This window comes from Clostridium sulfidigenes, assembly GCF_052067195.1.
Lineage (GTDB): Bacteria > Bacillota > Clostridia > Clostridiales > Clostridiaceae > Clostridium_J > Clostridium_J sulfidigenes.
The window spans coordinates 374,382-395,692 of sequence record NZ_JBQHQR010000002.1; the positions used below are offsets into that span (position 1 = coordinate 374,382).

16 protein-coding genes, 6 tRNA genes and 2 riboswitches are annotated in these 21,311 nt (G+C 30.8%); of the genes, 6 read left to right on the forward strand and 16 right to left on the reverse strand.

Annotated elements, in window-relative coordinates; genetic code table 11:
* Positions 1–89 precede the first annotated feature (89 nt).
* Positions 90–710 carry a CBS domain-containing protein gene (locus tag ACTNBA_RS03715; RefSeq protein WP_035129736.1) on the reverse strand — a complete coding sequence of 207 codons (621 nt, stop codon included), beginning with the start codon at positions 708–710 and terminating at the stop codon, positions 90–92.
* Positions 711–981: 271 nt separating this feature from the next.
* Here ACTNBA_RS03715 and ACTNBA_RS03720 point away from each other — a divergent pair, with 271 nt between their 5' ends.
* The 4 genes from ACTNBA_RS03720 (at position 982) to rimI (ending at position 3,931) form a co-directional block, all read left to right on the forward strand.
* Positions 982–2,235 carry an HD-GYP domain-containing protein gene (locus ACTNBA_RS03720; RefSeq protein WP_441072676.1) on the forward strand — a complete coding sequence of 418 codons (1,254 nt, stop codon included), beginning with the start codon at positions 982–984 and terminating at the stop codon, positions 2,233–2,235.
* 94 nt (positions 2,236–2,329) lie between these two features.
* Entirely contained in the window at positions 2,330–2,788 is a 459-nt protein-coding gene (gene tsaE, locus ACTNBA_RS03725) for a tRNA (adenosine(37)-N6)-threonylcarbamoyltransferase complex ATPase subunit type 1 TsaE (RefSeq protein ID WP_441072678.1), read from the forward strand.
* Entirely contained in the window at positions 2,785–3,492 is a 708-nt protein-coding gene (gene tsaB, locus ACTNBA_RS03730; RefSeq protein ID WP_441072680.1) for a tRNA (adenosine(37)-N6)-threonylcarbamoyltransferase complex dimerization subunit type 1 TsaB, read from the forward strand. Before tsaE ends, tsaB begins: the two co-directional genes overlap by 4 nt.
* The gene (gene rimI / locus ACTNBA_RS03735) at positions 3,485–3,931 is read left to right on the forward strand and encodes a ribosomal protein S18-alanine N-acetyltransferase (protein WP_441072682.1); all 447 of its coding nucleotides are present in this window, start codon (positions 3,485–3,487) and stop codon (positions 3,929–3,931) included. Before tsaB ends, rimI begins: the two co-directional genes overlap by 8 nt.
* A gap of 136 nt (positions 3,932–4,067) precedes the next feature.
* Here rimI and ACTNBA_RS03740 read toward each other — a convergent pair whose 3' ends face one another.
* Positions 4,068–4,697, reverse strand: coding sequence for an ECF transporter S component (locus ACTNBA_RS03740; protein ID WP_035129749.1), 630 nt, complete (start codon positions 4,695–4,697; stop codon positions 4,068–4,070).
* Positions 4,698–5,010: 313 nt separating this feature from the next.
* Positions 5,011–5,124, reverse strand: a riboswitch (FMN riboswitch).
* 147 nt (positions 5,125–5,271) lie between these two features.
* Positions 5,272–7,446, reverse strand: coding sequence for a Tex family protein (locus ACTNBA_RS03745; RefSeq protein WP_441072684.1), 2,175 nt, complete (start codon positions 7,444–7,446; stop codon positions 5,272–5,274).
* A 124-nt stretch (positions 7,447–7,570) separates the two neighbouring features.
* Here ACTNBA_RS03745 and ACTNBA_RS03750 point away from each other — a divergent pair, with 124 nt between their 5' ends.
* Positions 7,571–8,914, forward strand: coding sequence for a M28 family metallopeptidase (locus ACTNBA_RS03750; RefSeq protein WP_441072686.1), 1,344 nt, complete (start codon positions 7,571–7,573; stop codon positions 8,912–8,914).
* 6 nt (positions 8,915–8,920) lie between these two features.
* On the opposite strand, the gene prfB is transcribed toward ACTNBA_RS03750, so the two are convergent.
* From prfB to hpf, 3 genes are all read right to left on the reverse strand, one after another.
* A protein-coding gene (prfB, locus tag ACTNBA_RS03755) for a peptide chain release factor 2 (protein WP_441072688.1) occupies positions 8,921–10,028 on the reverse strand; the annotation gives its coding sequence in 2 pieces (ribosomal slippage) (positions 8,921–9,949 and positions 9,951–10,028; 1,107 coding nt in all).
* Positions 10,029–10,030: 2 nt separating this feature from the next.
* A complete protein-coding gene (gene secA, locus ACTNBA_RS03760) occupies positions 10,031–12,532 on the reverse strand; it encodes a preprotein translocase subunit SecA (RefSeq protein WP_441072690.1) in 2,502 nt (833 codons plus the stop codon).
* Positions 12,533–12,785: 253 nt separating this feature from the next.
* The gene (gene hpf / locus ACTNBA_RS03765) at positions 12,786–13,316 is read right to left on the reverse strand and encodes a ribosome hibernation-promoting factor, HPF/YfiA family (protein WP_150844074.1); all 531 of its coding nucleotides are present in this window, start codon (positions 13,314–13,316) and stop codon (positions 12,786–12,788) included.
* A 552-nt stretch (positions 13,317–13,868) separates the two neighbouring features.
* On the opposite strand from hpf, the gene ACTNBA_RS03770 reads away from it, so the two are divergent.
* Positions 13,869–14,450, forward strand: coding sequence for a hypothetical protein (locus tag ACTNBA_RS03770; RefSeq protein WP_441072692.1), 582 nt, complete (start codon positions 13,869–13,871; stop codon positions 14,448–14,450).
* Between the two features lie 441 nt (positions 14,451–14,891).
* Here the strand turns inward: ACTNBA_RS03770 and ACTNBA_RS03775 are convergent, their stop codons facing one another.
* The 10 genes from ACTNBA_RS03775 to ACTNBA_RS03820 all read right to left on the reverse strand — a co-directional run bounded on the left by ACTNBA_RS03775 (position 14,892) and on the right by ACTNBA_RS03820 (position 21,278).
* Positions 14,892–15,572: a ComF family protein gene (locus ACTNBA_RS03775; protein WP_441072694.1), complete on the reverse strand. Its 681-nt coding sequence runs from the start codon at positions 15,570–15,572 to the stop codon at positions 14,892–14,894.
* On the reverse strand, positions 15,545–16,567 hold the full coding sequence (locus ACTNBA_RS03780; protein WP_441072696.1) for a hypothetical protein: 1,023 nt from the start codon (positions 16,565–16,567) through the stop codon (positions 15,545–15,547). Before ACTNBA_RS03780 ends, ACTNBA_RS03775 begins: the two co-directional genes overlap by 28 nt.
* A 14-nt stretch (positions 16,568–16,581) precedes the next feature.
* The gene (gene recD2 / locus ACTNBA_RS03785; RefSeq protein ID WP_441072698.1) at positions 16,582–18,789 is read right to left on the reverse strand and encodes an SF1B family DNA helicase RecD2; all 2,208 of its coding nucleotides are present in this window, start codon (positions 18,787–18,789) and stop codon (positions 16,582–16,584) included.
* Between the two features lie 310 nt (positions 18,790–19,099).
* Positions 19,100–20,275 (reverse strand): methionine adenosyltransferase, encoded by a 1,176-nt coding sequence (gene metK / locus ACTNBA_RS03790; RefSeq protein ID WP_441072700.1) that lies wholly within the window; start codon positions 20,273–20,275, stop codon positions 19,100–19,102.
* Positions 20,276–20,372: 97 nt separating this feature from the next.
* A riboswitch (SAM riboswitch) is annotated at positions 20,373–20,475 on the reverse strand.
* Between the two features lie 233 nt (positions 20,476–20,708).
* A tRNA-Tyr gene (locus ACTNBA_RS03795) sits at positions 20,709–20,793 on the reverse strand.
* Between the two features lie 5 nt (positions 20,794–20,798).
* Positions 20,799–20,873, reverse strand: a tRNA-Thr gene (locus tag ACTNBA_RS03800).
* A gap of 41 nt (positions 20,874–20,914) precedes the next feature.
* Positions 20,915–20,990, reverse strand: a tRNA-Val gene (locus ACTNBA_RS03805).
* 5 nt (positions 20,991–20,995) lie between these two features.
* Positions 20,996–21,080 (reverse strand) — tRNA-Tyr (locus tag ACTNBA_RS03810).
* 5 nt (positions 21,081–21,085) lie between these two features.
* Positions 21,086–21,160, reverse strand: a tRNA-Thr gene (locus ACTNBA_RS03815).
* 42 nt (positions 21,161–21,202) lie between these two features.
* Positions 21,203–21,278 (reverse strand) — tRNA-Val (locus ACTNBA_RS03820).
* Positions 21,279–21,311: the final 33 nt, after the last annotated feature.

Sequence of the window (21,311 nt, forward strand, 5' to 3'; positions counted from 1 at the left end):
TAATTATGTATTTAAAATATATTAATCTTTTCTTAATATATAGTTATGTACTGTTGAGTATGTAGTTCACCTACATACTCAACGATATGCTACTGTATCTTGAATCCAGCTTCTTTCACCTTCTCAAGAATTTCGTCCATATTGTCTGTGCTTAATCTTATTACTATCTCTTTAACTTCTGTTATGCTCTTAGGATCAACAACTACAAAGCTTATAATTTGCCCTTTGTTTTCAGTAATTATTTTTGATAGTTTAGATATTTGTCCAGGTATATCATAAGCAATTACAGCTAATCGTTTACCTTTATTTAATCCAAACAATTCTGTAAATTGATGAAAAATACCGTGATGTGTTACTATTCCTTGCATTTCTCCATTTTTATTTATTACTGGTACAAAGGAAACACTTTTAGTTTCTAGGAAATGTGCAGCCTCTTCAATTTCATTAAAAGGAGTTATTGATGGTACATCAGTTCTCATTACATTTTCAACTAGAAAATCTGATAGTAAACACTGTCTCTCTATAGATTTTTCATAGTAGTATGTGTATATTTGCTCTTTTGAAATTACTCCACAGAATTTATCTCCTTCTACTACTGGTATGGATAAAAACTTATTTTCTTCCATTACCTTAAGAGCTTCTCCTATGGTTACCTTTGGTGTTACAGTTATTAACTTTTCTCTAGATAACATCAAATTATTTACAAACATAATTTATCCTCCTCTACTTATTTGTTATTCTATATTATACCTTATTTTAGTATACTATGTTAGTATTTTAATATATTTCATTATTAATATATTAAATATATTTTGATTATTGCATCAATTATCACTATTTTACGTATCCAAAATATAATACGTAAAATATATAGATTTGTTTACTTAAATATAAATTTACTTTTACAATATTTAGTACCATTCCACTGCCAAATATGCTAAAATTTTTTATATAGATAAATGGTATGCTTTGGAGGACAAAATGAATATTAGTATAAAGAATATAGTTTCTGCTCTATCATTATCCTTGGATCTTACAGACAATGATTGGGGTAAATTTGAGGATGTTATAAACCCAACACATGCTAAAGATATTTCAAATAAGCAATTTTCTAATCATTCTAGATGCACCTCATATATAGCCTTAGAAATTGCTCAAACTATGAAGCTAGATGAAAATTCTTACTATAATTTATATATTGCTTGTATGATTCATGATATTGGAACTCAAAATATATTTGATGAGTCTCACACCTCAAAATGGTATATAAAAAAGCATTGCATTGCTGGCTCTGAAATGATTCAACGTATTCCATCCTTAATACAAGTATATGATATAATACGTTATCATCATGAAAATTATGATGGTAGTGGGTGCTTAAAATTAAAAAGTTCACTAATTCCTATAGAAGCTCAAATTCTGAGAATAGCTGATTTAATTGAAATCCAGGTAGATTATTCTAAACCTTACCATATCCAAAAGGATATTCTTATTGATTGGGTAAAGCTACACAATGAAACTTTATTTTCACCACAGGTTGTAAAAGCTTTTCTCATGATAGCTGACAAAGAAGAGTTTTGGCTAAACCTTATAAATTTACCTAATATGAATTTCATCCTTGATAATATAATACCGGAGAAAGATATTTTTATCTCTCTATCGGAATTTGAAGCAATTGCTGATGTATTTGCAAGCATTATTGATAATAAAAGTTCTTTTACTGCAGAACATTCTAAAGAAATTGCTACTTTAGCTTATAATGTTTCTAAGCATTTAGGCTATACTGAGGAAAAATGTCTTAAAATGAAAATTGCAGGATTACTTCACGATATCGGAAAACTAGCTATTCCCATCAGCATATTGGACAAGGATGGTCCTTTAACAGAAGAAGAATATTCTATTATCAAATCTCATACCTACTATACTAAATTAATTCTAGATAAAATAGACCACATATCTGATATTAGTTTATGGGCTTCTAGTCATCATGAAAAATTAAATGGTAAAGGCTATCCACGAAGACTTAAGGCTGAAGACCTTAGTGAAGAATGCCGCATTATTGGAGTATGTGATATATATCAATCTTTAACTGCTGATAGGCCCTATAGAAAAGGCATGTATATGTATGAAGCATTTAATATATTAGATGATATGGTAAATAGAAACTTAATTTGTGGTAATGCAGTAAGACATTTTAAAAACACTTTAATATCTCGGGTAGAAAAGAAAACTTAATTTAATTATTATACAGTTATTTAATGAAAAGTAATTTTACTATTTGCTTTTCATTTTTTTTCTTTTAGGCTAAAATATTAATGAGGTGAATCATATGGAATTTATAGTTAGTAATGTTGATGAATTAGATTCCCTAGGTATACAGCTAGGAAAAATGTGTAAAGAAAATGATATTTTATGCCTTATAGGTGATCTTGGTACTGGTAAGACTCATCTTACCAAAGGAATTGCAAAAGGTCTTAGCATAGATGAATGTATAACTAGTCCTACCTTTACAATTGTTAATGAATATGAAGGTAGATTAAAATTGTATCATTTTGATGTGTATAGAGTAAATGATCCCGATGAGATTGCTGCCATCGGCTTTGATGAATATATATTTGGAAATGGAGTTAGCGTCATTGAATGGGCTAACTATATCGAAGATTTAATACCAGAAGAAAGTTTAACTATAAACATAGCTAAACTTCCAGACTTAGGTGAAACCTATAGAAAGATTACTCTTTCCTATACTAATGATAGATATAATTATATAAAGGAGTTGAAGCTATGAAGATTTTATCCTTAGATTCTGCAACCGAATGTGCAACTGCGGCTATTATTGATAGCGATAAGATATTAGGGGAAACTATTATAAATTATAAAAAACAGCACTCTATAATTATGATGCCTATGATAGATAACCTTTTAAAAAATTGTGGTTTATCCATATCAGATATAGAAGGCTTTGTAGTTTCTAGTGGCCCTGGTTCTTTTACTGGTCTTAGAATCGGTATGTCCACTATAAAAGGTCTTGTGCAAGCAACTAATAAACCCTTTGTGTCTATAAATTCTTTAGATGGACTTGCAAATAATCTCTTTAATATCCAAGGTATTATTTGTCCTATAATTGATGCGTTGAGGGGTAATGTATATACTAATTTCTATAAATTTGAAAATAATAATTTAGTAGTCTTAGGTGAGCCTGAATTATTATCAATGGAAGATGTAATAAATAAATGCTCAGGATTTAATGAGCCTATTACTTTTATAGGTGATGGTACATCAAAATTTAAGGATGCCATATCAACTTCTCTACCTAATGCTTCCATAGCACCTAGTCATATCAATGTGACAAAGGCATCTTCTATAGGCTACTTAGGCTATCTTAGATTAATAAACAATGAAGGTGATAATGTACTTAGTAGTTCACCTGTATATCTTAGACTTTGCCAAGCCGAGCGTGAATATGAAGAAAAGGTAAAAAATCATGACTGATGTAACTATTGAAAGATTGAGTTCCCTTAATATATTAGGAGTTAAAGAAATTTCTGACCTAAGCTTCTCAAGCCCTTGGTCTCTCCTATCTATGGAAAAAGAACTAATTAATAAAAACGCTGTCTATATAGTTGTAAAGTTAGGTAATAAAGTTGTAGCCTTCGGTGGAATGTGGGTTGTCTTTGATGAAGGTCATATAACCAATATAGCAGTTCATCCCGATTATAGAAGAAATAATTTTGGAGATGTGGTAGTAGAAAACCTCATTACAATTGCTAAGGATATAAATATTGTTTCTATGACTCTAGAGGTTAGAGCCTCTAATATAGCTGCAATAAATCTTTATAAAAAACACCATTTTTCTGTAGAAGGTATAAGGAAAAACTATTATCAACATCCAAAAGAAGATGGATACATTATGTGGAACCACAACATATAGGTGGTATATATTAAAATTTTAAAGACGATAAAAGAATTTTTCTTTTATCGTCTTTTTGTAAATTATCTTTATATATTTTAATTTTAACTTCAACTTATTTTTTAAATTGTTAAAGATATGATTTAGTACATTTTTATTAGGCACCTTTTTTCATAGCTTGTTCAGCTAAAACATTCTCTCTATTTAGTAGTGGTGATATTCTCTTATAAGATACGAAGGTTATAAGAGATACTATGGCCCCTTTTATAATATTAAAAGGAGTTATTCCTAGAACAATTATTCCTGTTAAGCTAGAAATATTAGAGTTTCCTGCTGCTGATGCTCCTATAACATTAGCCATGCCACCCATTATTGTAGCATATAATGGAATTAGTATAAAGTAATTAAATACTGCTCCTACTATAGTCATTATTATAGTTCCTAAAATTAATCCTATAATTGCACTCTTTTTAGTTTTATTTTTATGATAAACATATGATGCTACAAACACAAAAGACCCACCAATCAAAAAGTTAGCAAATTCTCCAACTCCACCGGTGTAAGTGCCATGAAAAACTAGATTTAATATTACTTTTCCACCTTCTATAATTACTCCTGCCACTGGTCCCAATGCAAATCCACCTATAAGTGCTGGTAAATCACTAAGATCAAGTTTTAAAAATGGTGGAAATCCTGGTATTGGAAATTCAAATAACATTAATATAAATGCTATTGCTACTAATAAAGAGATTTTTACTAACCTGTTTACATTTTTAGATGTGTTCATTATTAATACCCCCTAAATTTACTGCAAACTTCATAGGGTGAATTTATCCCATGACTATCCACTCTAATACTCCCATCTTCTTCGAAGTGGGTGTTAAGAGTGTCTACGTCCCTGGATAACGATTTCTAAAGCTTCAAAGAAGCTAAGAATTCTGTTTATAGTACCTCAATGCCCTCAGATTTGTTATTTTTCTAATGACTATCTCATTAATACTGTTCATTATAACTTAATTGTTAAAAATAATACTTATAACAAATCTAAAAAAGCCCTGATTAAAAATCAGGGCTAAAACAAGCATCACTAAAATACTATATACCTACTTCTTTCATCCAGACTATACTGTCGGCTTCGGAGTTTCACCGAATCAGCCTTTCGGCTCGCGGGCTTTACCGCCGGTGGGGAATTACGCCCCGCCCTGAAGTGCATTATTAACTTTTATTACACTTTCATCTTACCATGAAAATCATTACACTTCAATATATTTTTTAAAATTCATAGATAAAATAGATATTTTTTTAACGATATTTTTAAACTTATATCTTACTTTTTAAGTGTTATTCCACATAAACAGAGTTTATTTTAACTCTACATCTTTTTTCATTGACAAAGATATCCTATTTCTCTTCTCATCAATATCTATTACAGTAACCTCTACTACATCTCCTAGCTTAACCACATCTAGTGGATGCTTAACAAATCTATCACTTAATTGACTTTTATGAACAAGACCATCTTGGTGTACTCCAATATCTACAAAGGCACCAAAATCCGATACATTTCTAACGGTTCCTAATAATTTCATTCCTTTTTTAAGCTGAGATAATTCCATAACCCCAGTTTTAAATATTGGTTTTGGCATTTCTTCTCTAGGATCTCTTCCTGGTTTTTTAAGTTCTTTTATAATATCTAAAAGAGTTGGTTCCCCTATACCTACTTCTTTAGCTAAATTAGATACTCCTACCTCTTTAACTTTTTCATCTATACCCTCTATATTTTTACTACTTAAATCTTTACCATCATATCCTAGGATAGTCATAAGTTTTTTACAAGCCTCATAGCTTTCCGGATGGACAGATGTACCGTCTAAAGGTTCCTTGCTACTATCAACTCTCAAGAATCCTGCACATTGCTCATAGGCCTTAGCTCCTAACCTCTTTACCTTTAAAAGCTCTTTTCTTGATTTAAACTTGCCTGTTTCATCTCTATAGGCAACTATATTCTGAGCTATACCAGAATTTATTCCAGAAATATAAGATAAAAGTGCTGGTGTTGCTGTATTTAAATCTACTCCTACATTGTTAACACAATCTTCAACTATATTTTTTAGAGATTCATCTAATCTTTTTACAGTAACATCATGCTGATATTGACCTACTCCTATAGATTTAGGATCTATCTTTACTAACTCAGCAAGAGGATCTTGAAGCCTTCTTCCTATGGATATAGCTCCTCTTACCGTAACATCTAAATCTGGATATTCTTTTGTTGCAAGCTCTGATGCAGAATAAACTGAGGCCCCAGCTTCAGATACTATTACATAATATATATCTTTACCTGTTTCTTTCTTTATCTGTGCTATAACTTCCCCTAATATCTCTTCTGACTCTCTACATGCAGTACCATTTCCAAGAGAAACTACATCTACATTGTGTTTTATCATCATCTTCTTTAATATTTCTTTAGCCTCTTTAACCTTAGCTTCACTTGCAGCTGTAGCATGAACTGTGACATACTCTAAAAACTTACCTGTATCATCAAGAATTGCTACTTTACATCCAGTTCTAAAACCTGGATCAAAGCCCATTACAGTTTTTCCCTTTATAGGTGGAGACATAAGAAGCGCCTTAAGGTTTTCTTTAAATATTTTTATAGCCCCATCTTCTCCTTTTTCTGTAAGCATATTACGTACTTCTCTTTCAATAGATGGATATATTAATCTCTTTATAGAGTCATCAATACTGGTATTAATACACTCATTGCACTTCATATTATCAGTGACCATAAATTTGCTTATATAGCTTTTTATTTTTTCTACATCACAGGTAATCTTGACTGAAAGAACTTTTTCATTTTCTCCTCTATTTATAGCAAGAATTCTATGAGAAGGTATGAATTTTACCTTTTCACTATACTCATAATACATTTCATATTGAGTTCTCTCTTCACTGCTTCCTTTAGTTTCTATAACTCCATTGTTTACCACATAATCTCTTATCCATTTTCTAAACTTAGCATTATCACTAATCTTTTCACTGATAATATCCATAGCTCCTTGTAATGCTTCATCTAAAGAAGTTACGCCTTTATCTTCATCTATAAACTCTGCAGCATACTCCTCAGGAGATTTTTCTCCCCCTCCAGATAAGATATACTCACTTAATGGCACTAATCCCTTCTCTGTAGCTATTATAGCTCTTGTTCTCTTTTTAGGCTTAAATGGTCTATAAATATCTTCTACTTCCGTTAAAGTTTCAGCTTTATCTAAAGAAATTTTAATTTCATCTGTTAGTTTTTCTTGCTCATCAATTAATCTAATAACATCTTCCTTTCTATTTTGAAGATTTCTTAGATATGTAAGTCTTTCTGAAAATTTTCTTAAGATTACATCATCAAGACCACCGGTTTTTTCTTTTCTATATCTGGCTATAAAAGGCACTGTATTACCCTCATCTAATAATTCTATTACATCCTCCACTTGAGACTTGCTCATAGGAAACTCTTTAATTAACTTCTCGTTTATAATTGACATCTTTTCTCCTCCTGATTGTTCTAAGCATAGTATTCTTTAATTTTATCACATTATTAGCAAATTTATCATAATCAAAATAACTTTTTCATACATATACTAATATAGTAATGTTTAAGGTGATGCCATGAAAAAATTTATAGTTTCTTCTCTTTTAACCTTTTCCCTAATCCTTTCTTCCATCAGTTATAACAGCCTAATGCTAACTAAAAACTTCGATGCTAAGGAAGTAAAAGAAACTATCCATTATCTATCTTCTGATGAGTTTAAAGGTCGATTAAGTGGAACCTTAGAAAATGCTTTAGTTGGCGCCTATATAAAGGATGAGTTTGAACACATAGGATTAGAACCCCTAAGTAATGGCTATTACCAAAGCTTTCAAGTAAATTACCCTAAGAGTTTGTCAGATGAACCTATGATTGCAGTTATTGATAAAGATAAGAAAATACATAAGATTTTAGAATACGGTGTTAATTACAAAGAAGATTTGCTTAACTTTAGGAATACAGAGATAGAGTTTGATAACTTAGATGTCTCTTCTAGAAACAATGATGCAATAGCAGTTTCTAATGACATGGGAACTGCAATATTTTATACTTCTTCTAATAATACTCTTGGGTTTAGAAGTTCTTTTTACGAAGAAAGTAACAAGGGACTGTTTATTACAGTTACAAAGGAAACTCTTGCCGAAATAGAAAGTTATTTAAATGAAGGTTTTTCAATCTACACCTATATACCTTATTCTATAGAAGAAGCAAGTATCAATAATATAGTAGGTGTAATTAAAGGTAAGGACTCCTCTCTTCCACCTTTAATCCTAGGTGCCCACTTCGATCATATAGGTACTGATCTAGGTGGAACTGTTTATAACGGAGCTTTAGATAATGCTTCTGGAGTATCATTTCTCTTAGAGCTTGCTAAGTACATTAAAACCTTAGGCATTCCTGATAGAGATATAATCTTTGTTTCCTTTAATGCTGAAGAATTCGGACTTAAAGGCTCTAAAGCCTTTGTAGAAGAATATAGGGACTTAATATCTGGAAGTAGAGTTTATAACTTTGATATGATTGGAAGCTATGACGGTACCCCTCTTTGTATTATGGCTGGTAAAACTAATACGGCTAAAACTCCTATAGTAAAAGAATTAACTAAGGCATTCCAAGATAAAAAAATATATTTTAATTACATCTTTGAGAATTCTAGTGACCATGGTTCCTTTGTAGATGCAGGGATTGAGGCTGTAACCCTTTGTGACTATGATTTATCTAGAATTCATACCCCAAATGATAAAATAGAATATATTAGTGAAGAAGCAATTGATAGATGCTTTAGTGTTATGAAAACTCAAATATTTAAAGATAGTTATTCTAGTAATATACTATATAATCATTTAGAATTAATTCTATTTCTATCCTTAGGTGCTTCTCTAATTCTAAGTGCTATCTATTACAACACAAAAAAGAGTAGTTAATTAAAACTACTCTTTTATTTGTTTTAGATATTCATTTATAAACATATCTATACTTCCATCCATTACTGAACCTACATTAGAAGTTTCAGCTCCAGTTCTATGATCCTTAACTAAATTATAAGGGTGGAATACATAGGATCTTATCTGACTTCCCCATGCATTATCCTTTATCTCACCTGTTATATCCTCAATTTTATCCTTATGCTCACGAATTTTAATGTCTATAAGCTTAGCTTTCAGCATCTTTAAAGCATACTCCTTATTAGTGTGCTGACTTCTTTCATTTTGACATTGCACTATGATATTAGTAGGTATATGGGTTATTCTTACTGCAGAATCTGTAGTATTTACATGCTGTCCACCTGACCCACTAGATCTATAGGTATCTATTTTTAAATCCTCTGACCTAATTTCTATATCTTGATTTTCAGTAAGCTCTGGTAAAACTTCACATCCGGCAAAGGATGTTTGCCTTTTTCCACTAGAGTTATAGGGTGATATCCTAACCAACCTATGAACACCCTTTTCTGATTTTAAATATCCATAGGCAAAGTCTCCAGTAACCTTAATAGTAACTGCTTTAATTCCAGCTTCATCATCTGCTACATAGTTTAAAACTGTAACCTTAAAACCATGGGCTTCACACCATCTAGTATACATTCTGTATAACATATTAGTCCAGTCCTGAGCATCGTTACCTCCAGCACCTGTATGAAGCTCCAGTATAGCATTGTTTCTATCATATTCTCCACTTAAAAGAGTTTCTATATTAAGATTTTCTATCTCTTCTCCTATGGACTTTAATTCACTTTTTATATCCTTGTAAGAGGAGGAATCCTCCTCCTCCAAACTCATCTCTATCAAAATTTGAACATCCTCTGTTCTAATCTCCAAATTATTAAAATTATCTAATTTATCCTTTATCGATTTAGCATTCTGAGTAATTTCTTGCGCCTTATTTATATCACTCCAAAAATCCACTTCTTGCATTTTAAACTCAAGTTCAGATAATTTCTTTTCTTCTGCTGCTATGTCAAAGAGACACCTTCAATTCTTGTAATTTTCCACTGATGACATTTACTTCATTTAAGCATTCTTCTAATTGTAATATCACTTTTATTCTCCTCTTCCACAACAGTTCTTATATTTATATCCTGATCCACATGGACATGGGTCATTCCTATTTGGTTTAGTTTGTTTTTTTACTGGCTCTTTCTTTAAAGAATTATCCTCATTAGTTGAAGTTATTTCAGCTACTCTCTCTCTTTCTGGAGCCTTCTCAACTTTAACATGGAATAGGTACTTAACTGTTTCATGCTTAATATTTTCTATCATTTCCGCAAACATTTCGCTACCTTCCATTTGATACGCTTGTGCTGGATCTTGTTGCTTATATGCTCTAAGTCCTATACCTTGTTTTAAGTGATCCATACTATCAATATGATCCATCCACTTAGAATCAACTATCTTAAGCAGGATAACTCTTTCAATTTCTCTCATTTGCTCTTCGCCAAATTCTACTTCTTTTTCAGCATATAATTCTATTGCTTTATCTAGTAATAATTCTACAATCTCATTATTAGATAACTTAGCAATTTCATCTACTGTAACAGTATCTTTAGGTAGATATATATCTTCCATGTATTTTACTAATTTATTTAATTCATCTTCAAAAGTATCATCTACACCACTAATATGAGTATTAACTGAACTTTCTATAACATCCTGTATCATTGTTTGTATTTGATCTTTTATATTAGCTCCCATAAGAACTTCTTGTCTTTGTTTATAAATAATTTCTCTTTGTTTATTCATTACGTCGTCATATTTAACAACATTCTTTCTAACGTCAAAGTTATTTCCTTCAACTTTTCTTTGTGCACTTTCTATAGCACCACTAACCATTTTACTCTCAATGGCATCTTCTTCTTGAAGCCCTAATTTATCAATCATACCTCCAAGTCTCTCAGAACCAAATATTCTCATTAAATCATCTTCAAGACAAATATAGAATCTAGATTCACCTGGGTCACCTTGACGACCAGAACGTCCTCTTAATTGGTTATCTATACGTCTTGATTCATGTCTTTCTGTACCTAATATCTTTAAGCCTCCAAGTTCTACTACTCCTTCTCCAAGTTTGATATCAGTACCTCTACCAGCCATGTTAGTAGCAATAGTTACAGCACCCTTTTGTCCAGCTAATGCTACAATTTCTGCTTCTCTTTCATGGTACTTAGCATTTAATACTTGGTGTGGTATTCCTTTTTTCTTAAGCATAGCTGAAATTACTTCAGACTTATCTATACTTACTGTACCAACTAAAACTGGCTGACCTTTTTTATGAGTTTCTGCTATCTCATCTACTAAACACTTATATTTTCCTTTAATAGTCTTATAAACAACATCTGGATTGTCTACTCTTGCTATTGGCATATGGGTTGGTATTACTATTACATCAAGACCATAAATCTCTCTAAATTCAGCTTCTTCAGTTTCAGCAGTACCAGTCATACCTGCAAGCTTAGTATACATTCTAAAGTAGTTTTGGAATGTAATAGTTGCAAGGGTTTTAGATTCTTTTTCAACCTTAACTCCCTCTTTTGCTTCTATAGCTTGATGTAATCCATCACTATATCTTCTACCTTCCATAAGTCTTCCCGTAAAGTCATCAACAATAACTACTTCTCCATCTTTTACTATATAGTCCTTTTCATTCTTCATTATGTGGTTTGCCTTTAACGCTTGAACTAAATGGTGTTGAATATCCATATTTTCAGGATCTGCATAATTTTCTAAATGGAAGTATTTTTCTGCCTTTGCTATACCTTCATCAGTAAGTATAACGGAATTTCTCTTTTCATCTATTAAATAATCTTCTTCTAATAATCCTTTAACGAAAAAGTCCGCAATTCTGTAAAAATCAGTAGACTTATCTCCTTGACCTGATATTATAAGTGGAGTTCTAGCTTCATCTATAAGTATTGAGTCAACCTCATCCACAATAACATAGTTTAATTCTCTTTGAACCTTTTCTTCTTTATAAACTACCATGTTATCTCTTAGGTAGTCGAACCCAAATTCATTATTAGTACCATAAGTAATATCACAATTATACATTTGTTGTTTTTCTATCTGCGTTTGACCATGAATTATAACTCCTACTGTAAGACCTAAAAATTCATGAACTCTTCCCATTTCATCTCTATCTCTCTTAGCAAGATAGTCATTAACTGTGATTATGTGCACACCTTTACCAGCTAAGGCATTTAAATAAGAAGGAAGAGTGGCAACTAAAGTTTTACCTTCTCCTGTTCTCATCTCTGAAATTCTGCCTTGGTGTAATACAACTCCACCTATAATCTGAACATCATAATGTCTAAGACCAAGAACTCTTTTAGATGCTTCTCTAACTACTGCAAAAGCTTCTGGAAGAATATCATCTAAAGTCTCACCTTTTTTTAATCTGACTTTAAATTCTTCTGTCTTTTGTCTTAATTCTTCATCACTTAATTTTTCTATAGTCTCTTCAAGTGAATTAACCTTTTTAACTATTGGCATAATTCTTTTTATTTCTCTTTCACTGTAGGTACCAAATATCTTATTAAATATTTTCATCTAAAATCATCCTCACTCTTTCTATCTAAGGTTTGTTAGCTATAATCATCACATAAATACTAATTAAGATTATATCAGTTATTCTTTCTCACTTCAACTTTATACCTATAATTTTCATCCAAAATAAGTAAATTAATGCTCAATTTTAACATAGAATTAATAATTTCTGTTACTATAAAAAACTCTATAGCTAATGCCATAGAGTTTTTATTAATATAATAAGTATATTTTTAACTTTTCTTTAAAATTAAATTTAGAAATCTTGTTCAATTAAACCATAATTTCCATCTTTTCTTTTATAAACAACATTTACTTCCTCTGTATCGCCATTCATAAATACGTAGAAATCATGTCCTAAAAGTTCCATTTGTAACACTGCTTCTTCTTGACTCATAGGTTTTATAGCAAATCTTTTAGTCTTTACTATCCTTGGCTCTTTTTCTTCATCATAGTCAGCATATCGTTCTATATTATTAAATCTTAAAGAATTGTCATAATTTCTTCTTTCAAGCTTAGTTTTTTGTTTTCTTATTTGACCTTCAAGCTTGTCAATTACAGTATCTATTGCATTATACATATCTCCATTTCTTACTTCTGCTCTTAATAATGCACTGTTAAACGGAATTATTACTTCAATTTTGTGTATATTCTTCTCCACACTTAGTGTAGCTGTAGCATTTTCATTATTTACAAAGAATTTATCCAATTTTGATAACTTCTTTTCTACTGCAGCTCTAAGCCCTTCAGTAACCTCGATATTTCTTCCTATAACTCTAACTTTCATAATTCCAGCTCCCCTCATATTAAAAAGGATTATTGTGATTCCTTTTAATATTTCTATTTTGTAATTATATTTTAAGCTTTACTATAAATACTTGCAAGAAGACTTTACTTAATATTCTGAAAAGTTTTCTTTCTAGCCTTTTCTAGCTTACTTTTCCTTCACTCTACGACTTATATCGCCCTTACATAGTATATGATTTTTTTCATATTTTATGTTATAATAAAACTACATGTGCTGGATATAACATATCAAATAACTAATTGTTACATAATTTATTAATAACATCTAAAATCACATCTTATAATTAACCACAAATAAATTTTCAATTTTAAATAAATAAATAAATAAAAGGCAGTCTAAAAGATTGCTCATTAGTATCATAAAATATAAAGTAATATTCAAAAATAACTTTTTACCACAAAAACTAGAATTTAATTTCCCGTATTTTATAATGATAATTTTATTCTAACCTTTTCGATTTCTACTTATATACTTAAATGTTTAAAATTATATATTATAATAAAATATTCATTATATGTAATGGAGGCTAATATGAAAAAGATTAATGAACTAATAAAAAATATCTCTCTTACTCTTTTGTTTGTTATGCCAATTATAATTATAGTTATAAAAAGTAATGGAATTACACTTATGAATAACTTATATATATATGCATATCTAGCAGTCTATATATGTATAGCAACTATATATGTAAAAATAAAAAGAGATAAAAATGTATTAAAATTTACGCTTATACTAGTAACTATTTATTCAATAGCTGTTCTTCATAATTATATCGGTACATATGAAATAAATAAATTACAAAACAAGAATACAATAATAGTTAATCATTTTTATGATAGCTTTCTTGGTGGCGATCCTGATGAAACAAATTCCAAATTTTATAAAAGAGTATTTTTTCTCTTTAAAAAGGATTTGAATGCACCTACACTTCATGGTAATTATTCTATATATCAAGAAGATGAATATATAGTAATAGCAGGTGACGCTGCTAAAAATTTTATTGACTCATATAAAACTTCTGAGGATAATAGTTATTTTAAAAATACATTTAAAAATAGCAATTTCGAAATTCTTCCAAATAACCTTATAAAAATAAATTTAATTTATTGATGGTGTTCTAGAACCTATTATATAAGATATAGTTGGTCATAAAAAAAGTTCTGAGATTACTCATAAGATTTACACCCATATAAATAAAGAAAACACTAAGAAAGATCTTCAAAATTATAGGATAAGTGTACCTAAATAGAGGTGATTTATGATTTCTAGGTCGGGAATTCTTAAAAAATATAAAAAAAGTGCAGGTCCGTAAACCTGCAAACCCTTAAAAACAGGGCACTTTATGTCGTTTGACCTGGTCTTTGACCCCACACTCGCCTACTGGAGCTTTTGCTACCCAGAATTACCCTCTCACTACTAACCCTCTCGCATTATAATACGGTAGGACTTACTTCTAAGCCGCACCATGCTCATTAAACATTTTATTTAACTTACGTGGATCGTTTCGCCTGCGACTGGCATCGACTTTCAACCACAAACCCGACTCTTATATTATACTCTACTTTTCGCCACTGTCAATATAAAAACTTCATTGGCCTTTATTTCCTTAATAGCTTTTGCTGCATAAAAAGCTGTAGCTCCAGATGTGATTACATCATCAATAATGAGTACTCTCTTTCCTTCTATTTCTTTTTTATTTTTAACTATAAAAGAACCTTTTATATTTTCCCATCTTTTTATATTGTCTAATCCAATTTGATCTGCACTATCACTTGCTTTATAAAGCAATTCCTTGTAAGGAATTTTACAATTTTTACTTATATATTTACAAAGTACTTCACATTGATTAAAACCTCTATTTTTTAAAGCAGATTTACTACTTGGAATAAAGGTTAATATATCTATCTTATCCTTTAAATTTTCTAATATAAAATCACTCATATAACCTGCTAATATTTTTCCTGCTAAAAAACTCTTATTGTATTTAAGTTTTAAAATCAATTTCTTCAATTCATAGCCGTAGAATCCTAAGGAATAGCTTATAAATTCCTCATCTTGGTGAGTTATTGAGGACTCTAGATTAATTATATTAATGCTCTTTTTACATTTTTCACAAATATAATCCTTATCTTCATATTCATCACATATTATGCATTTATCATCTATTCCATATATAGTGGACAATATATTATCTACTATCTGTTTTATAATTTCAAAACTCCCTCTTCCCAAGCTCTTTTATTTAACTCCCTTAAAATATTTTTACATCTATCCATATCCTCAGTTTCACTATTGCAAAGAAAAATAACCTCTTCTCGCTCTGCCATAGATCTTCTATTTATCTTACTAGATATATAAACCAAATCCTTATAATTAAAGTTATCATTATCTGCAAAAAAAATCATAATATTCAAAGGATGCACTCCATAATAGTTCTCATTATAATTATTAGTAACCAATATACCATACTCTGCTAGTAAAAATTTAGACAGTTCCTTCTTGTCACTCTCTCCTGTTATATCTTTAAATATATTTTTTGTAAGCTTATGGTCTATATTAGAAAGATAATTATAAACCTTATGAGTTCTCTCATCATCTGGAGTATATATTAAAACCTTCTTATTAGTATTTATTGACCACTCTAGGTATTCATATACGCTCATAGGTATTTCTTCTTCTATATTTACTCTAGTTACCATAACCCTAGGTTCAGCAATAGGAACTTGTTTATCTTTTCTTAAATTATATAATATTAACTCATTATGAAAAATTGGTTCCGTGGAATAACTAATCATAGTTCCATAGTTATTACATAGATACTCCATTAGCTTATTTATAGATTCATTGCTATATATAGGCCTAGAATTTATTTCATCATATATAATAAAGTCAAATTTCTCCTTTAAGTATAAGGCTCTGCTGTGGGTACATATATTAACTTTACCTGTATATGCTATATCATTCTCACCTTCAATAGAATTTATAAAAATTTTATTAATCAATCCTAATATCTTTACCTCTTCTATATCTGTATTTATTATATATAATATCTTTTTACTTTCTTTAAAACACCAGTTAAATACCTTATTAAAAATTTGTTTTTTATTATTTAATGCAGAAATTATATTTATTTTATGCAACTTCTTTTTAGCACCATCTAATATGGTATCTTCTATAGATTTCTTTGATGCCTCCACTATCTCTCTATTGGTTTTTATAAATGACATAAAATCGCTCCTACCTACATATGAATTATCTCTCTTATTCTCCATTTAAGTCCTGAATATCTCTCAAAACTTCTATTGTTATCTTTCATAAATTCAACCACTTTAGAATTACCTACCAATACAACTAACTTCTTAGCCCTGGTTATTCCAGTGTAAAGCAAATTTCTGTTCATCAGTAGCGGTGGTCCCATAAACATAGGCATAATAACTACAGGAAATTCACTTCCTTGGCTCTTATGGATAGTAACTGCATAAGCTAAAGTTATTTCATCTAAGTCGCTTTCCTCATATTCTACGATTTTATCATCTTCAAAGCATACAGTAATCTTATCCTCATCCTCACTAATTTCTGTTATATACCCAACATCTCCATTAAATACACCCTTACCTTCTTCACTGGAATTATTTTTGCTCCACTTTAGAGTATAGTTATTTTTAATTTGCATAACCTTATCTCCTACTCTAAAAATCATATCTTTAATCTCAACTTCATCCTTATCTTTACTTTTAGGATTTAACACTTGCTGAAGTTGTATATTTAAATTATCTATTCCCATAATTCCCTTACGCATAGGTGATAATACCTGTATATCTCTAACACTATCCCATTCCACATTAAACTTAGGAAGTCTCGTTTTCACTAATCCAATGATTTTTTCTAACATCACTTCACTATCTGCAGCTCTTTCAAGATAGAAATCACTATTTTTGGTATTTAAAATAGGCATCTTGCCTTCATTTATTAAGTGGGCATTTTGTACTATCATACTTTCTTGACCTTGTCTAAATATCTCATTAAGTCTTACAACTTTTACTGCATCGCTTTCTATGATATCCCTAAGAACATTTCCTGGTCCCACTGATGGTAGCTGATCCACATCTCCTACTATTATTAGTCTAGTTCCCACTTGCATTGCTTTTAAAAGAGCATTCATAAGACTTATATCTACCATAGAGGCTTCATCCACTATTAAAACATCACACTCTATGGCAGATGTTTCATTTTCTATTTCATCTACCTCTTCTTCACTATAGCTTCCTATTTCCAAAAGTCTATGGATAGTTTTTGCTTCTCTACCTGTAGCTTCAGCCATCCTTTTTGCTGCTCTTCCTGTAGGTGCAGCCATAAATACCTTAAGTCCTAAACTCTCAAAAATACTTACAATACAATTTATAATTGTTGTCTTTCCTGTTCCGGGTCCCCCTGTTATAACCTCTATTCCATTAAAAAAAGCACCCTCTATAGCTTCTTTTTGAGAATTGGCTAATTTAATATTTGCTTTACTTTCAAAGTCATTAATTTTCTCATTTACATTTAAACTTAACTTATCATAATTAGTAGTGGCTAGTTCTACTATTTTACGTGTTACAGACATCTCTAGATAAAGATAGGACATACTATATACCGCATCTATATTATCTACTACCTCTACCTTAATCTTTCCATCAATTATCAGCTCATAAACTCCTTCATCAAATTTCTCACTGTTTATCTCCAGAAGTTTCATTCCCTTATCCCTTAATCTATCCATAGGTATAAAGGTATTTCCTATAGTACAAAATTCATTAATTATATATATAACTCCACTTTTTATTCTAAATAGAGAGTCCTTCTCTATGCCCAAGCTCTTAGCTATGGAATCCGCTGTTCTAAACCCAATTCCACTTATGTATTCTGTTAATATATATGGATTATCCTTAACTATATTTATGCAGTTAACTCCAAACTTCTTGTAAATCTTCATGGCCATATTAACAGTTATGCCGTAACTTTGAAAGAAAATAATAATATCCTTAGTAACCCTCTGCTCTAAATAAGATTTCATAATGGTATTTATTCTCTTTTTACCTATGCCAGGAATCTCTTCAAGCTTTTCTATATTACTATCTAATATTTTTATTGTATCTTCTCCAAAAAATTCTACTATTTTTTTTGCTGTAACCTTTCCTATACCTTCAATGACTCCACTAGCTAAATATTTTTCGATGCCACTAGTAGTTGTAGGTATTATTTCATGTATGCTTTCTATTTTAAACTGCTTACCAAACTTAGGATGAACAGTCCACTCCCCTTGAACACTATATTCTTGGGATTCATTTATAAATGGTATTGTGCCAACAATGGTGACAACTTCCTTATCACACCTTAGTTTACATATTGTATACCCATTATCATCATTTCTAAATACAACTGTTTCAACTATCCCTTCAATGGTTATCATAAAATCTCTCCTAATACCTATTATTATCTATCTATAACTATTATTATACCAAATTATATCTCATATATATTAACAATATAATAAGATTTAGTAATATGACTCAGTTTAAAGTAAAAATAATTATCCTTGTTAAACCTCATACACCATATACACTTAATTATAACCTTTTAAACCAAACTCCACTCAGTACCTTCGCTGAGTAAATGATTCATTCCAAATCATAGATTTGGATTATCTACTTAAAAAATCCACACTAACAAATCATATTGTTAATGTGGATTCTTATTGGTAAATATATATCTTTAATTACTTATATATATTTCTTTATTTCTTCAACCTTATTTAATTGCTCCCATGGTAGGTTCAAGTCATTTCTTCCAAAGTGACCATAAGCAGCAGTTTGTTTATATATAGGTCTTCTTAAATCTAATTCTTTTATAATAGATGATGGTCTTAAGTCAAAAACTTTATTAACTATATCTACTATCTTATCTTCTGAAAGTTTTCCAGTTCCAAAAGTATCAATTTGTATAGATACTGGTCTAGCAACACCAATAGCATATGCAAGTTGTATTTCTAGCTTATCAGCAACACCAGCAGCTACTAGGTTTTTAGCTACCCATCTTGATGCATAAGCAGCAGATCTATCTACCTTTGTTGGGTCTTTTCCTGAGAAAGCTCCACCACCATGTCTACCAGATCCACCATAGGTATCTACTATTATTTTTCTACCTGTAAGACCTGAGTCTCCTTGAGGTCCACCAATAACAAATCTACCTGTAGGATTTATATAGTATTTTGTGCTTGCATCTAATAAATCAGCAGGTACTATCGGAGCTATAACATGCTCTTTTAAATCCTTCTCGATTTGTTCTCTTGTAACATCTGGACAATGCTGAGTTGAAATTACTATAGTATCTATTCTAACTGGCTTATTGTCTTCATACTCTACAGTTACTTGAGTTTTTCCATCTGGTCTTAAGTAAGATAAAGTTCCATTTTTTCTTACTTCTGCTAGTCTTCTTGATAATTTATGAGCCATAGATATTGGAAGAGGCATATATTCTTCAGTTTCATTTGTAGCAAATCCGAACATCATACCTTGGTCTCCAGCACCCGTAGCCTCATCATTGTTCATTTGACCTGCTTTACTTTCTAAAGCTTCATCAACTCCCATAGCAATATCACCTGATTGCTCATCTATAGATGTTAATACTGAGCATGTATTGCAATCAAATCCATATTTTGCTCTATTGTATCCAATCTCTTCAACTGTATTTCTAACAACCTTTTGGAAGTCTACATAGCAGTTTGTACTTATTTCTCCCATTACAAGAACCATTCCTGTAGTAGTTGCAGTTTCACAAGCTACCCTAGCATTGGGATCTTTTTCTAATATGGCATCTAGTATTGAATCAGATATCTGATCACACATTTTATCTGGATGTCCTTCAGTTACTGATTCTGACGTAAATAATCTTCTCATTGAATTTTCCTCCTTAAGTATTTAAATATTACCGACACTTAAAATTAAAACCTCTTCTTATCAGACAAGAAGAGGTTAGTATATTTCAAACTAAACTTTCTTATCTTGCAGAAAATACTGCAGGAATTGGCACCATTGCTTTTAATAGCCGGTTGCTGGGTTTCATTGGGCCTTTGTCCCTCCACCACTCTTGATAAGAGTTATATTATTAATTTATACATAGATAATAGCATAGGGAAATTTAACTGTCAACACACTTATCTATTAATATAAATAATTAATATTTACCATTATAATAACTTTCTATATGCCATTAAATATATTTTAAACTTAATAAAAAGATTTATTCAATTATTATAAAATACTTATTCAATTCTTATTTTATATTTTATTAAAAATAAAATAAGACACTAAGTAAACTTAGTGTCTTATATGGTGGAGGAGGACGGATTCGAACCATCGAAACGAAACGTAACAGATTTACAGTCTGCCCCCTTTGGCCACTCGGGAACTCCTCCATTTATGGAGCTGGCAATAGGAATCGAACCTACAACCTGCTGATTACAAATCAGCTGCTCTACCGTTGAGCCATGCCAGCATATTATATAATTTTGAAATTTAATGAATTATAATTCATTATGGTGGTCGCAACAGGGATCGAACCTGTGACCCCCTGCTTGTAAGGCAGGTGCTCTCCCAGCTGAGCTATGCGACCTTATATGGTGGAGGAGGACGGATTCGAACCATCGAAACGAAACGTAACAGATTTACAGTCTGCCCCCTTTGGCCACTCGGGAACTCCTCCACTTATGGAGCTGGCAATAGGAATCGAACCTACAACCTGCTGATTACAAATCAGCTGCTCTACCGTTGAGCCATGCCAGCATATTATATAATTTGTGCAGTTTAATGAATTTAAATTCACTATGGTGGTCGCAACAGGGATCGAACCTGTGACCCCCTGCTTGTAAGGCAGGTGCTCTCCCAGCTGAGCTATGCGACCTTATATGGTGGAGGAGGACGGATTCGAACCATC